Origin of the sequence: Caballeronia sp. LjRoot31 (assembly GCF_964253885.1) — a bacterium.
Classification (GTDB): domain Bacteria; phylum Pseudomonadota; class Gammaproteobacteria; order Burkholderiales; family Burkholderiaceae; genus Caballeronia.
Genome location: NZ_CAXURX020000003.1, coordinates 419,651 through 433,401 on the forward strand (window position 1 = coordinate 419,651; position 13,751 = coordinate 433,401).

A 13,751-nucleotide genomic window follows, 5' to 3' on the forward strand; every position below is an offset into this window, starting at 1 on the left:
TACAACCTGCCATCACGACAAATGATGCACCTCTTGCAAGCCGAATACCGGCGTTGGAATCCCCTCCATCCGCGCCTTGAGTTGCAGCGATAAATACTGCGAGTAGTGGCGCGATTGATGCAGGTTACCGCCATGGAACCACAACGCCTGCTGCTGCGTAGGTTTCCACATGTTGCGCTGCTCGCCTTCCCACGGCCCCGGGTCCTTGGTCGTATTCGATCCCAAGCCCCACACCTTGCCCACCTTGTCCGCCACCTCACGTGATATAAGATCCGCGGCCCAGCCGTTCATCGACCCATAACCGGTCGCGTACACGACCAGATCCGCTTCAAGTTCGCTGCCGTCGCTGAGCACGACCGAATGCTCTTTCAACTCGACTACATCCACCCCGCTCTTCAGCTTGATCTTGCCGTCCGCGACGAGGTCTGCCGCGCCCACATCGATGTAATAGCCCGATCCGCGTCGCAGATATTTCATGAAGAGGCCCGAGCCGTCATCGCCGAAATCAAGCATGAAACCGCGTTTCTCCAGCCGATCATAAAACTCCGCATCACGCTCCTTGATCGCGTTGTATACCGGGATCTGGAACTCGTGCAGGATCTTGTATGGAATCGATGCAAACGTCAGGTCGGCCTTCATCGTGGTCATGCCCGCCGCCACCGCGCGCTCGGAGTAAAGATCGCCCAGCGCCAGGTCCATCAGCGTGTTCGACTTGACTATGTGCGTGGACGAACGCTGAACCATGGTCACATCCACGCCCGCTTCCCACAGCGCCCCGCAAATATCGTGCGAAGAATTATTCGCGCCAATCACCACGACCTTCTTGCCCTTGTAAGCATCCGGTCCCGGATGTTTCGACGAATGATGCTGCTCGCCCTTGAACACATCCATGCCCTTGAACTTCGGCAGATTCGGTTTGCCCGACATGCCGGTGGCGAGCACGAGTTGCTTCGGCCGCAGCGTCAGTTTTTCGCCGTCGCGCTCGACTTCCACGATCCATTCGCCGGCGGCTTCGTCGTATCGGGCAGATGTACAGGTCGTCGATCCCCAGTAGTTCAGTTCCATCACCTTCGTGTACATCTCCAGCCAGTCGCCTATCTTGTCCTTCGGCGAAAACACCGGCCAGTTGTCCGGGAAAGGCAGATACGGCATGTGGTCGTACCAGACCGGATCATGCAGGCACAGCGTTTTATAACGAGCACGCCAGGCGTCCCCGGGGCGCTCGTTCTTATCGATAATGATCGCCGGCACACCCAGTTGCCGCAGCCGCGCTCCCAACGCAATGCCACCCTGCCCGCCGCCGACGATCAGGCAATACGGCTGCTTCTCATAACCCAGCGTCTCCAGTTCAGCCTCGCGATTCTCCTTCCAGCTGGTGCGGTCCGTACGCGCGCCGTGTTCAGCGCCCATCGACCGCCTGAACCCTTTCGGTTCTTCGTGGCCTTTGAGTTCAGTCATGGTCGTGAGCAACGTCCAGATCTGCCCGTCCTTCACGCGGATAAAACCCGTGCCGCGCGCGACTCCCGTCTCGAACGTGATCCACGCTTGCGTCACGCCGTCCGCTTCGGTCGCCGTTTCGTTATCGGCAATCTTCAGCTTTGATGGCTTGACCGTGTTCAACTGCGAATCGAGCATCGCGGCAATCTGCTCGCGGCCTTCCATCGTCTTGATGTTCCAGGTGAACGCGACAAGGTCGCGCCAATAACCATCGGGCTGGAATAGCGCAATGGCCGCCGCGGTGTCGCCGCTTTTTAACGCGGCTTCGAATGTCTCCAGGATGTTGCTGATGGTTTGATTCGGATTCTGTTCAGACATGGTCGCTCCTCCATGAGATACGGATCACTAAGTATCGGTTAAGAAAGACGGGTCTGTGCCCGCTAAAATGAAAGCGCTTATCTACTGCTAACGCCTGTGCGGCGCCACTATTCCAAACTTCGCTATCCGCCGATACAACGTCGCCCGCGATAAACCCAGCGCCTGCGCCGCCATGACGGGCCGCCACTTTGCATCGGTCATCGCAGCGAGTATGCGGGCGCGTTCCAGTGTTTCGCTTTCAGACAACGCGGGTTGCGTTACCGGTTTAGCGGCTTCGCGTGGTGTAGGCACCGGGCTTCTGGAAGCGCGTAGAACAGGTGGCCTCACACGCGCATGCAGCGGTGACCCCGAGCCCACCAACCTGAACGAGATGAGATCGCGTCCGGGGCGTGCATCGAGCAGGCGTTCGGCGCGGATATCGAAGAGTTCGGAGACGTGGCGCGGCAACTGATCCAGCGCCGGCACACATTCCTTCGCGCGCCGGTTAGCGGCAATCGCGTAGCCGCGTACATCGAAGGCGATGAGTATTTCCGGCTGTGCCTCAACGTAATGCCGGCTGCGGTGCGCGAGCAAGACCCAGCAATGCGTAGTCGCGTTCAGGAAGAAACCGTCCTCGATCAGCAGCGCACTTTGCCGCACGATATGGTTGACCAACCGCTGACTCTCGCGCTCTTCGGGCGAGCGCACCGCTGACGCATCCAGCACGCCGATCAACTCGCCTTGCACGCCGAAGATAGGCGATGCGCTACATGTCAGCGTGGTGAACGCCGCGCGGAAATGGTCGGTCTTGTGGACGGTGATCGCCTCGGCGTCGAGCAACACCGACGCAACGCCGCATGTCCCCTCTTCACGCTCGGACCAGCACGAACCGGGATACAGACCCGCGCGCTTGAATTCGTGGCGGCGATCACGATCCACCCGGTAGTCGATAGTCACGCCCGCTGCATCGGTCAGCATCACGCAGTAGTCGGCTTCGCGCACGGTTTCATGCAGTCGCGAAAGACATTGGCCCGATGCACGCAGCACGGTTTCTTCACGCTGCTGGACATCGCGCAATTCGGGAACGGTCAGGATGCGCGGACCAACAGTCGCGCCCGGATCGAGATGGTATTGCTCCAGCGACCGCCGGTACGATGACGCCAGCCGCGACGCATCGGCACCCGGGCTGGTCATGCGGCCTTCTATCACGTTGCGCACGCGATCGATGTGTCTGGTCTGCGAAACATACGGCATGAAGAGCCTCCGGCAGATTCGGTGCGCTCGCGTCATTCACGACACGCTGCAACCTGAAAACTTAAACGCATGATGACGTTTTAGCATGCGTATTCGGGGAGATCACACCGCAGTGCACCATCGAGGTTGATGAGACATTTGTCTCAATCGACCGCGACGTTATCGACGTCGCGTTTCGTCGAGCGCAGCCATCTTCCGGTAGAGCGTGTTACGCGATACGCCAAGCATTCGCGCCGCCGCCGAGACGTTACCGGCGTGTGTCTCAAGCGCTGCCGCGACGGCCGACAACGCGAGATCGTCCAGGCGCGCGCTGTCCTTCACCGGCCTTGACAATGTCCTGGTGTCGCGTTCGTCATCGAAGAAATCTTGCGGCAGATGATCAAGGCCGATGCACGTTTCATGGTCGTCGAGCATCGCACACGCGGTCCTCAGCACGTTCGCCAGTTGCCGAAAGTTTCCTGGCCACGAGTGGCGGGTGAACGCCGCCAGCACCTCGGGTGAAACCCTGATGGGCGTACCGCTCGGACGCTCGGCACGAAGGATCTTTTCAACGGTCACGGCGAGATCGGTACGCTGGCGCAACGGCGGCAACGTCACAAGCAGACCGTTGATCCGGTAATAGAGATCCTCGCGGAATTCGCCAGCACTGACGCGCTCGCGCAGATTGCGATTGGTCGCGCAGATCAACGCGAAATCCACGGGCACTGCGCGCGTGCTGCCGAGCGGCGTCACCGTGCGCTCCTGCAGCACACGTAATAAACGGCTTTGCAACGAGAACGGCATATCGCCAATTTCATCGAGAAACAAGGTGCCGCCATCGGCTTGCAAAATCTTGCCGCACGCACCACGCTTCGATGCGCCCGTGAACGCCCCTTCCTCATAACCGAACAACTCGGCTTCTATCAGCGTGTCCGGGATCGACGCACAATTCAACGCAACGAATGGCCCGTCGCAACGCGGCGAGTCACGATGCACCGCGCTCGCCAGGACGTCTTTGCCGGTACCCGTCTCGCCGCCAATCAGGATCGGAATATTTTTACCGATCACCTTGCGCACCCGTTCAACGAGCGCCGCAACCTGAGCGTCGCCGGTCATCAGGTAACGCATGCCGGAGAGTTTGGGTTGGGGTTCGGGGACGCGTTTGCGAGGGACGACGTCGGTGACATCGCCGCTATCCGTCGAGAGCGAAACGGCCGTCGAGCGCCGCAGATCTGCGCTGGCAAATACGTTGACGCCGCTGTGCAGGCAGAGCGAAATCGTGCGCTCGACGGGCGTGCCCACACCGCTGCGCATCCGGTCGAATAACTCCCCGCACGAGACGTTGAACAACGACGACAAGGTATGCGCGCGCAACGAGGCCAGCGGCAAGCCAAACTGAAATTGTGCGCTGCGATTGGCCGATAGAAAGCGCCCATCGGCCCTGAACGCAGCAATGCCTTCCATCAACGTGCCGATAAACTCGGGCCGCCCGTGAAAATGGATTCGCAATGCTTCAGGAAAGGCGCTGGTGAACAAATGGTTCTCGATCATCTGCGCGGACATCTTGGCAAGCGCCATGGTGTGACGGCTGTGGCCGCGGCAATCGCCGGTGACGTCGAGAACGCCTAGCAACTCTCCGAATGGATCAAGAATCGGCACGCTGGAGCACGCAAGAAACCGGTTCGCGCGCAGGTAATGCTGGTCACCGAGCACCATGGTGGCATCGCCTGCGGCAATGGCTGTGCCAATTGCGTTGGTGCCCTGCTGCTGTTCGCTCCATAGCGCGCCCGGACGCAACGCGACGCGGTCGGCACGGGCGAGAAAATCGTCGTCGCCGAGCGAATGCAGGATCAGCCCTTCGGAGTCGGTCAGTACGACCATGCTGTGCGTATTGGCGATCTGCCCGTAGAGCGTTTCTATGACGGGCAGCGCATGCGTGGAGAGCGCGCGATTCTGCTCGCGCTTGAGCCGGAGCTCGGCTTCACCGAGCACGCCGTAGTCGGGCCGCATGGTGTCCGACAGGCCGAAGCTGCGGGAACGTTCGTGCGATTGCCTGATGATATCCAGCCCTTCCATACGGCCGGCATGATTGCCGGCCAGCAGCGCGGATCGGCTTGATCCGCTTGAACGGTCGATAGAAACCGGGTTCATAACCATTGTCTCCTCCGCCAGCATTCGCGGAGGGAGTCGGTCGTCAGCTCCGCCCGTCGCGTGGTCGATCGAGACAATGTACCACTGCTACAGCGTTCAATCCCGCGTTTAACCCGTCACGCGCTCGACCGGATGATGCTCGAGCCAGGCGGATTCGGTGTCGTCGAAAAGGCGCGACCGCGTGAGAAAACGCAACCCGCTGGGGCGTTCCAGCGAAAACATGCCGCCATTCCCCGGCACGCAATCGATGATCAACTGCGTGTGCTGCCAGTATTCGAATTGCGATTCGCTCATGTAGAACGGCACGCCGGCTAGCTCGCCGAGCTTGACGTCCGACGAACCGACCATGAATTCGGCGACCGGGAAACACATGGGGGCACTGCCGTCGCAACAACCGCCCGATTGATGGAACAACACCTGCCCGTGTTCGGCCTTCAGCTTATCGATCAATTCGATCGCCGCCGGCGTGGCGACCACGCGCGAAACTTCTTCTTCGGTCATAAGGGTTTCCACTGAACACACACTATGGCGAGCCGCAGCGCGGCCCGCCATTCAGATCACGCAACAACCGCTTTGATCAGAAGAAACCGAGCGGCTTTTCGCTATAACTTACCAACAGGTTTTTCGTCTGCTGATAGTGGTCGAGCATCATCTTGTGATTCTCCCGGCCAATACCCGATTGCTTGTAACCACCGAACGCCGCATGCGCCGGATAGGCGTGATAGCAGTTCGTCCACACACGTCCGGCCTGGATGTCGCGGCCGAAACGGTAGGCTCGCGTACCATCGCGCGTCCACACGCCCGCACCGAGGCCATAAAGCGTGTCATTGGCGATTTCCAGCGCCTGCGCTTCGTCCTTGAACGTCGTTACCGACACCACCGGCCCGAAGATTTCCTCCTGGAAGATGCGCATCTTGTTGTGACCGCGGAAGACGGTCGGCTTAACGTAGTAGCCGTTCTTCAACTCGCCATCGAGCGCATTGCGTTCTCCGCCGATCAGGCATTCCGCGCCTTCCTGCTTGCCGAGATCGATATATGACAGGATCTTTTCAAGCTGCTCCTGCGAGGCTTGCGCGCCGATCATCGTCTTCGAGTCGAGCGGATGTCCCTGGCTGATTGCCGCTACGCGCTTGAGCGCGCGTTCCATGAAGCGATCGTAGATCGACTCTTCAATCAGCACGCGCGACGGGCACGTGCAGACCTCGCCCTGATTCAGCGCGAACATGGCGAACCCTTCGAGCGCCTTGTCGAAATAGCTGTCGTCCGCGTTCATGACATCGGCGAAGAAAATGTTCGGGCTCTTGCCGCCGAGTTCGAGCGTTACCGGAATCAGGTTCTGGCTGGCGTACTGCATGATCAGGCGGCCGGTCGTGGTCTCGCCGGTGAACGCGATCTTCGCAATCCGCTTGTTCGATGCCAGCGGTTTGCCTGCCTCCAGTCCAAAGCCGTTGACCACGTTCAGCACGCCGGCCGGTAATAGATCCTCGATCAACTCGATCACCACCAGCAGCGAAGCGGGCGTTTGTTCGGCGGGCTTCAGCACGACGCAATTGCCGGCAGCCAGCGCGGGCGCCAGTTTCCATACCGCCATCAGGATCGGGAAATTCCACGGAATGATCTGTCCCACCACGCCTAGCGGCTCGTGGAAGTGGTATGCGACCGTGTCCTCATCGATTTGCGAAATCGAGCCTTCCTGGGCACGCACGCAACCGGCGAAGTAGCGGAAATGATCGATGGCCAACGGAATGTCGGCGGCCATTGTTTCGCGTAGCGGCTTACCGTTGTCGATGGTTTCCGCCACCGCGATGCGCGTCAGGTTCGCTTCCATCCGGTCGGCGATCTTGTTCAGGATGTTCGCTCGCTCGGCGGGCGAGGTCTTGCCCCAGGCGGTCTTGGCTTTGTGCGCGGCATCGAGCGCGAGTTCGATATCGGCTTCGCGTGAGCGCGGGATGGACGTGAACGCTTCGCCCGTGATTGGCGAAATATTATCGAAATACTCACCACCTACCGGCTTGACCCATTGACCACCGATGAAGTTGCCATACTGCTTTTTATACGGGAAGTCGGTGTTCAAAAATTGCATCTCGGCGTGATTCATGTGCGTGCTCCTCGCATGTCGGTGAGAATGACCGCCGCGACCATGATTGCCGCGACCGGTGGGACCATGCTTGCGAGATGCGTGCCAATGGCCGTCTTGCACGTGGGCTCGGGCAGTGCGGGTTTTCCGCTTGTGCACGAGGATGACCGGGCGTTCAGTTTTGGAACACCTGCGTCGGGATTCGTGTTGAAACGGAACAGTGACGCGCAGCGGATTTGTTGTGCAAATTATGGGTTCGGGCCGTTCGTTACGAGTGGTCGGGGTCAGTGCCGGGGTGGTGGTTTCGGCGGTAGTGGTCGGGGTCTATTGCTGGGTTGGTGCTTTCGGCCGTGGTGGTCTGCGAGAGTCGGATTTTCTCTTTATCACTGTTAGCCACTGTGCGTGGCGGCACGTCATTTCTTTGTCCAAAGCGACAAAGAAACGAAGCAAAGAAAACGCTTTCAACCACGCTACCCTAAGTGTCCACAGCGTGCAGTTTCTATTCATAGGTGCCCCAAAAGCACGGTGCTCGCCAGAGCGAAGGATGTGTGAACCCCTCCTTCTCGCGAATCCTGACACGAACACGCTTCGCCCCGTACGCTCTCGGGCAAGCACCATTGCCAATGAACCCGCACGGCCTTACGGATATTTACGGCTGCGGTTTTTTGACAGGTTAGCTACCTGGTCCGTGCGACCGTATTCATAGGCCACAGCTTGATGCGTGTTTGTGTTTACTGCTTCAGTTTTTGTAAATTGGCTGTGCATTCTGTACAGCTATCTTCGTCGGTTACGGCCGCCCGCATCTTCGCGGCCTCGTTTCCTGGCGGGTTGGCGGCGTGGTTCGAGGCGCGTACACATTTGGAGGGAGGTCGTCCGCGGATAGCGCGGGGTGTCCCTTGGGCAGGTTCAATCACTGGTGGCGAAGCGTGTGGGTATCGGTGTTCGGAGAAGGAGGGGTTCACACATCAGTGGCTCTGGCGAGCACCGTGCTTTTGGGGCACCCATGAATAGAAACTGCACGCTGTGGACACTTAGGGTAGAGCGGTTAAAGCGCTTTCTTTGCTTCGTTTCTTTGTCGCTTTGGACAAAGAAATGACGTGCCGCCACGCACAGTGGCTAATAGTGATAAAGAGAAAATCCGACTCTCGCAGACCGCTAACACTGAAAGCACCAACCCGGCATAGACCCCGACCGCTAACCCCAGAACCGACCAACCCGGCATAGACCCCGACCGCTAACCCCAGAACCGACCATCCCCGGCATCAACCCTGCCCACTAACCCCCGCTCCCCAAACACCATCAACCCTCCCCCAGTGCGAACGAAAGCCAACTTCCAAACTCAACCCGTCTGCCGCTCGACAATATGAAACCCAACATCGACCACGTTCGCTTCCTTCTCGCCTTTCAACCGCGCTAACAAACAATGCGCCGCGCTCACGCCAATGCGCGTTCCGTCCACGCCCACGGTCGTCAACTGCGGACTCGTTTCCGAAGCGAACTCCAGATCGCCGAAACCGCAGATGGCCAGTTGCGACGGCACCTCGATACCCCTGCGTTTTGCCTCGCCAAGCACGCCGATAGCAAGCAGATCCGAGCCGCAGAAAACCGCATCGAGCGCGGGCACCCGCTCAAGAAGCTTCGGCAATGCGGCCTTGCCGATCAATACGGAACTGGGCGGCGCGACAATCACGTCCGCTATATCATGGATCCCGGCGCGCGCCAGCCGCTCGCGAAAACCGGTGATACGTGCAACCGCGCGATCATCATTGGCCGACACAAGGCCCGGATGCAAAACCCCTCGCGCAAGGAACCGTTCCGCAACCGCAACGCCCACCCGGTAATGCGAGAAACCGACAAGCATATCAATCGGCGTTTCCGTCATGTCCCATGTTTCCACAATCGGAATGCCAACATTGCGCAACCGTTCACGCAACGAATCCGTATGCGCCACGCCCGTCAACAATACCCCTTCAGGACGCCGGCTCAAAACAGCATCAAGCAGCGTTTCCTCACTGGAATCGCTATAGCCGCTCAACGCAAGCAGCACCTGATAACCGGCCTTCGACATGGTCTCGCTGAACACCTGAATGGTCTGGGAGAACAACGAGTGCGCGATGGTCGGGACAATCGCCGCAATCAACCGCGACTTCGACGATGACAACCCGCCCGCCAGTCGGTTAGGCACGTAACCAAGCTTCTGCACAACCTGACGCACGCGCTCGAGCGTTTCCGGCGCGACTGATTCCGGATTGTTGAAGACACGCGAAACCGTAATGGGCGAGACGCCAGCGGCGGCCGCGACGTCGGTGATGCGCAGCCCTTTCGGACCGCCGCGCGACCGCTTGACGGGCACGGCCGGCGCTTCGTCCTGAGCTTCGATGGAATAAGCGGTCGGCTTGTCGTTCGGCATGGTTCGCTTGGTTGCAGTAGGGCCTGACACCGGTATCGTAGTCAACGCCGATCGAGCCTTGTCATAAGAACGATACCGCTGAGCCCTACGCCGCTTCCGCCCTCCGCCCATTGGCCACCTCCTGCATACCGTCATGGCGATCGCGCCGAATCAAAACCAGCGTGACGACGCCGAACGTAAAGAGACACGCAGCGGGAATCAGCATGGGCGTCTTCGTGCTGCCGCTCACCTGCCGGACCCATGGCACCAGATTCTGCGCGATAAAACCACCCACATTACCAAGCGAATTGATCGCCGCGATCCCGGCTGCCGCGCGCGCGCCGGTCAGGAACTTCGACGGCAGCGTCCAGAAACACGGCAGGAGCAAATACATGCAGGGCGCGCCAAGACTCAACGCCATGAAACGCAACGTGTTGGTCGGCAGGAACACGCTGCCGAGAAAGAACACCACGCCGAGTACCGACGCACAAAGCATCGCGGTCATCGTGCGGTCGGCAGCGCGCAACTCCGACGGCAACCACGCGAGCACGATAGTCGCGAGCAGCCACGGCACGATATTGATCAGGCCGTTGACGGTATTGCTCACACCGAACCCCTTGACCAGTGTCGGCAACCAGTAGCTCACACCATACACCGACATGGACAGCATCATGTAATACAGCGCCATGCCGATCACGCGCGGTTCCGTCAACACGCTCAGAAATCTTGTTTTGCCCGCTTCGGTTTGTGCCGCGAGGGCGCGTTCGTTATCGAGGGTATCGGCTAGCCATTTCTTTTCGGTATCCGAAATGAATTTCGCTTTGAGCGGAGACGCAGGCAAATACAACAGCACGACAGCGGTCAGAAGAAGAGACGGTATTCCCGTGACAATGAACACGAGCTGCCAGCCTTGCAGACCAAGGAGTCCACCCTTGTCCAACAGCCAGCCGCAAATAGGCGCGCCCACCATGTTCCCCAGACTGCTGCCCACCGTGAAATACCCCAGCATCCGCACCCGATGCCGCGACGGAAACCACAAGGTCAGGTAATAAATCACGCCAGGATAAAGCCCGGCTTCGGAAGCACCGAGCAGGAAGCGCAGCACGTAGAACGTCGTGGCGTTTTTCGTGAATGCGAGGAGTACGGTGACAATGCCCCACGTCAGCATGATGCGTGCGATCCAGCGCGGCGCGCCGTACTTGTGCAGCAGCACGTTGCTCGGCACTTCGAAGATCAGATAGCCGATGAAAAACAAGGACGCGCCAAGCCCATACGCCACTTCGCTCAAACCGAGAGTGCCCAGCATCTGCAGCTTGGCAAAACTGATATTCGAACGGTCGATATACGCGATCAGATAGAGCAGGCCAAGCAGCGGCATCAGCCTGAATGCCAGCCGGTTGATCAATGGCATTTCATCTACCGCATGCGGAACAGTACTCACCGTGTCTCCTGCGCTCGCTGCGTGCCGGCGAGCCGTTATAGGTCCGACGTCGATACGTTGTTATTTTTTTGCCCGCCATTGCGCGTAGGCCGCCAGCGTTTCCTCATTCGGCGGATAGGTCCCGCGCAGCGGCCTGCCTTCATCGATACGTTGCGAGATGAAGATTTCCAGTTGCTCCTGTTCGCTCGCATCACGCGCCACGTCTTCCGCCATTTCGCGCGGCACGATCACGACACCGTCCACATCAGCGACAACAATATCGCCCGGATACACCGCCACGCCGCCGCACGCGATCGGCACGTTCATATCCACCGCGTGATGTTTCGCCAGATTCAGCGGCGCGCTCGCGCCCGCACACCACAGCGGCAGGCCGAGTTCCGAAATCGTGCCGCTGTCGCGGACCGGGCCATCGGAAACCATGCCCGCCACGCCCCGCTTCGCCAACCGCAGCGCGAGAATCGACCCTACCGATGCCACCGTGCGGTCCCCACGACAGTCCTGAACCAGTACGCTGCCCGGCGGCGCACTCTCCACCGCCTTGCGCTGCGGATGGTCGGGGTCCTGGAACACACCCACGTGATCGAGGTCTTCACGCGCCGGAATATTGCGCAGCGTGAATGCCGGCCCAACCAGGTTCGGTGCGCCCGGCGCAGGTTTGACGAGCGGCGCGACGCCTTGCAAAAACACGTTGCGCAAGCCACGCTTGAACAACTGCGTGGTGAGCGTAGCCGTGCTGACGTGACGCAACAGTTCCAGCGCGGCGGCGCTGACGGGGGTATCGGATGGGTTCATAAGGCGTGCTCTGAATAAGGTTAGTGAATCTCGGGTTCGTCGCGATGCGCACCCGTCGTTGCGGCCACGGTCTGCGACGATGCGGCTACCGGCTCTTCCAGAAAATCGAAGTCGCAGCCCTTGTTTGCCTGCGTGACGTGAAGCTGATGCATCACGCCAAAGCCGCGTTCGAACGGCCGTTTCGGCGCCTTCCACGCTTCTCTGCGAGTGGCGAGTTCTTCATCGCTGACGTCGAGATGCAGACGTCGGTTCGGCACATCGAGTTCGATCATGTCGCCGTCCTTCACCAGCGCAAGCGGCCCGCCAACGAACGATTCCGGCGCCACATGCAACACGCACGCGCCGTAGCTCGTGCCGCTCATGCGAGCGTCCGAGATCCGCACCATGTCTCTCACCCCCTGCTTCAGCAGCTTCTGCGGAATCGGCAACTGGCCCCACTCCGGCATGCCGGGCGCGCCCACCGGACCCGCGTGTTGCAGCACGATCACGGACTCGGCGGTGATATCGAGTTCGTCACTGTCGATGCGCGCCGCCATATCCGCGTAATCCTTGAATACGACGGCCGGTCCGCGCGCCTTCAGCAGATGCTGCTCCATCGCGGCCGGCTTGATGACCGCGCCATCCGGTGCGAGATTGCCGGTCAGCACCGCGAGGCCATCGCGTTCCACCAGCGGATTGGCGCGCTTGCGGATCACGTCTTCGTCGAAGATCTCCGCGCCCGCGATGTTCTCGCCGAGCGTCGTCCCGCTCACCGTCATCTGCGTGCCGTCGATCAGGCTGCCCAGTTCCACGAGCAATGCGCGCAAACCGCCCGCGTAGAAGAAGTCTTCCATCAGGTATTTGCCGGCCGGGCGCAGGTTGGCGAGCACCGGCGTGATGCGCGCGAGTTCGTCGAAGCGCGCCGTCGTCAAGTCGATACCCGCCCGTCGCGCCACCGCCACCAGATGCACGATCGCGTTCGTGGAACCGGACATGGCGAGCACGGTGGTGATGGCGTTATCGAAGGATTTCGCGCTCAGGATGTCCGACGGTTTCTGGTCGGTCCAGACCATCTCCACAATCCGCTGTCCGGTCAGCGATGCAAACTGCGCGTGGCGCGAATCGACTGCGGGTATCGATGAAAAGCCCGGCAGAATCAGGCCGAGCGATTCGGTGGCGGTGGTCATAGTCGATGCGGTGCCCATGGTCATGCAGTGGCCCGGCGAGCGCGCAATCCCGCTTTCGATGCCCTTCCACTCCTCTTCCGTAATCTTCCCGGCGCGCAGTTCGGCCCAGTATTTCCACGTGTCCGAGCCGCTGCCGAGCGTGCGGCCGTTCCAGTTGCCGCGCAGCATCGGGCCGGCCGGCAGAAAGATGGTTGGCAGGTTCATGCTGATCGCGCCCATCAGCAGGCCCGGTGTGGTCTTGTCGCAGCCGCCCATGAGCACACAGCCGTCGAACTGATATGACTTCAGCAATTCCTCGGTTTCCATCGCGAGGAAGTTTCGGTAGAGCATGGTGGTGGGCTTCTGGAACGGCTCGGCGAGCGTCATCACCGGCATCTCGACCGGGAAGCCGCCAGCCTGCCAGACGCCGCGCTTGACCTCTTCAACGCGCTGCTTGAAGTGCGTATGGCACGAGTTGAGCTCGCTCCATGTGTTGACGATGGCAATCACCGGCTTGCCCATGTAATCGGATGGGTGATAGCCCATTTGCGCGGTGCGCGAACGATGTCCGAACGAGCGCAGGTCGTTCACGCCATACCAGCGGAAGCTGCGTAATTGCTCAGGGGTCTTGCGGGGGACCGTGGGGTTCGACGACACGCTTATTCTCCTTGGTAGCGTTACCAAACGCTTTTGAATGAGCGAATGGTAGCGCTATCATTCAAGAACATC

General features: G+C 60.0%; 9 protein-coding genes. All 9 read right to left on the reverse strand.

Translation table 11 applies throughout. From position 1 onward, the window contains the following. Positions 1-12 precede the first annotated feature (12 nt). The 9 genes from ACSQ8V_RS30670 to araD all read right to left on the reverse strand — a co-directional run bounded on the left by ACSQ8V_RS30670 (position 13) and on the right by araD (position 13,679). Positions 13-1,815 carry an NAD(P)/FAD-dependent oxidoreductase gene (locus ACSQ8V_RS30670; protein ID WP_213765208.1) on the reverse strand — a complete coding sequence of 601 codons (1,803 nt, stop codon included), beginning with the start codon at positions 1,813-1,815 and terminating at the stop codon, positions 13-15. Between the two features lie 87 nt (positions 1,816-1,902). Beyond that, positions 1,903-3,048, reverse strand: a complete 1,146-nt coding sequence (locus ACSQ8V_RS30675; protein WP_436208288.1) for a GAF domain-containing protein — start codon at positions 3,046-3,048, stop codon at positions 1,903-1,905. 159 nt (positions 3,049-3,207) lie between these two features. Further along, positions 3,208-5,178, reverse strand: a complete 1,971-nt coding sequence (locus ACSQ8V_RS30680; protein WP_436208289.1) for a sigma-54-dependent Fis family transcriptional regulator — start codon at positions 5,176-5,178, stop codon at positions 3,208-3,210. A gap of 108 nt (positions 5,179-5,286) precedes the next feature. Then, the gene (locus ACSQ8V_RS30685) at positions 5,287-5,679 is read right to left on the reverse strand and encodes a DUF779 domain-containing protein (protein ID WP_213765211.1); all 393 of its coding nucleotides are present in this window, start codon (positions 5,677-5,679) and stop codon (positions 5,287-5,289) included. Between the two features lie 76 nt (positions 5,680-5,755). After that, the gene (gene adh, locus ACSQ8V_RS30690) at positions 5,756-7,276 is read right to left on the reverse strand and encodes an aldehyde dehydrogenase (protein WP_213765212.1); all 1,521 of its coding nucleotides are present in this window, start codon (positions 7,274-7,276) and stop codon (positions 5,756-5,758) included. Positions 7,277-8,594: 1,318 nt separating this feature from the next. Next, entirely contained in the window at positions 8,595-9,665 is a 1,071-nt protein-coding gene (locus tag ACSQ8V_RS30695; protein WP_436208290.1) for a LacI family DNA-binding transcriptional regulator, read from the reverse strand. Between the two features lie 85 nt (positions 9,666-9,750). Next, entirely contained in the window at positions 9,751-11,055 is a 1,305-nt protein-coding gene (locus tag ACSQ8V_RS30700; protein WP_436209217.1) for an MFS transporter, read from the reverse strand. Positions 11,056-11,145: 90 nt separating this feature from the next. Then, a complete protein-coding gene (locus tag ACSQ8V_RS30705; RefSeq protein ID WP_213765215.1) occupies positions 11,146-11,877 on the reverse strand; it encodes a ribonuclease activity regulator RraA in 732 nt (243 codons plus the stop codon). A gap of 20 nt (positions 11,878-11,897) precedes the next feature. After that, the gene (gene araD, locus ACSQ8V_RS30710; protein WP_436208291.1) at positions 11,898-13,679 is read right to left on the reverse strand and encodes an L-arabinonate dehydratase; all 1,782 of its coding nucleotides are present in this window, start codon (positions 13,677-13,679) and stop codon (positions 11,898-11,900) included. Between the last annotated feature and the right edge of the window lie 72 nt (positions 13,680-13,751).

What these genes read in the sequence shown, in the direction of transcription:
- ACSQ8V_RS30670 (WP_213765208.1), bottom strand. Translation starts at nt 1,815, where the DNA reads ATGTCTGAACAGAATCCGAATCAAACCATCAGCAACATCCTGGAGACA.
- ACSQ8V_RS30675 (WP_436208288.1), bottom strand. Translation starts at nt 3,048, where the DNA reads ATGCCGTATGTTTCGCAGACCAGACACATCGATCGCGTGCGCAACGTG.
- ACSQ8V_RS30680 (WP_436208289.1), bottom strand. Translation starts at nt 5,178, where the DNA reads ATGAACCCGGTTTCTATCGACCGTTCAAGCGGATCAAGCCGATCCGCG.
- ACSQ8V_RS30685 (WP_213765211.1), bottom strand. Translation starts at nt 5,679, where the DNA reads ATGACCGAAGAAGAAGTTTCGCGCGTGGTCGCCACGCCGGCGGCGATC.
- adh (WP_213765212.1), bottom strand. Translation starts at nt 7,276, where the DNA reads ATGAATCACGCCGAGATGCAATTTTTGAACACCGACTTCCCGTATAAA.
- ACSQ8V_RS30695 (WP_436208290.1), bottom strand. Translation starts at nt 9,665, where the DNA reads ATGCCGAACGACAAGCCGACCGCTTATTCCATCGAAGCTCAGGACGAA.
- ACSQ8V_RS30700 (WP_436209217.1), bottom strand. Translation starts at nt 11,055, where the DNA reads ATGCCATTGATCAACCGGCTGGCATTCAGGCTGATGCCGCTGCTTGGC.
- ACSQ8V_RS30705 (WP_213765215.1), bottom strand. Translation starts at nt 11,877, where the DNA reads ATGAACCCATCCGATACCCCCGTCAGCGCCGCCGCGCTGGAACTGTTG.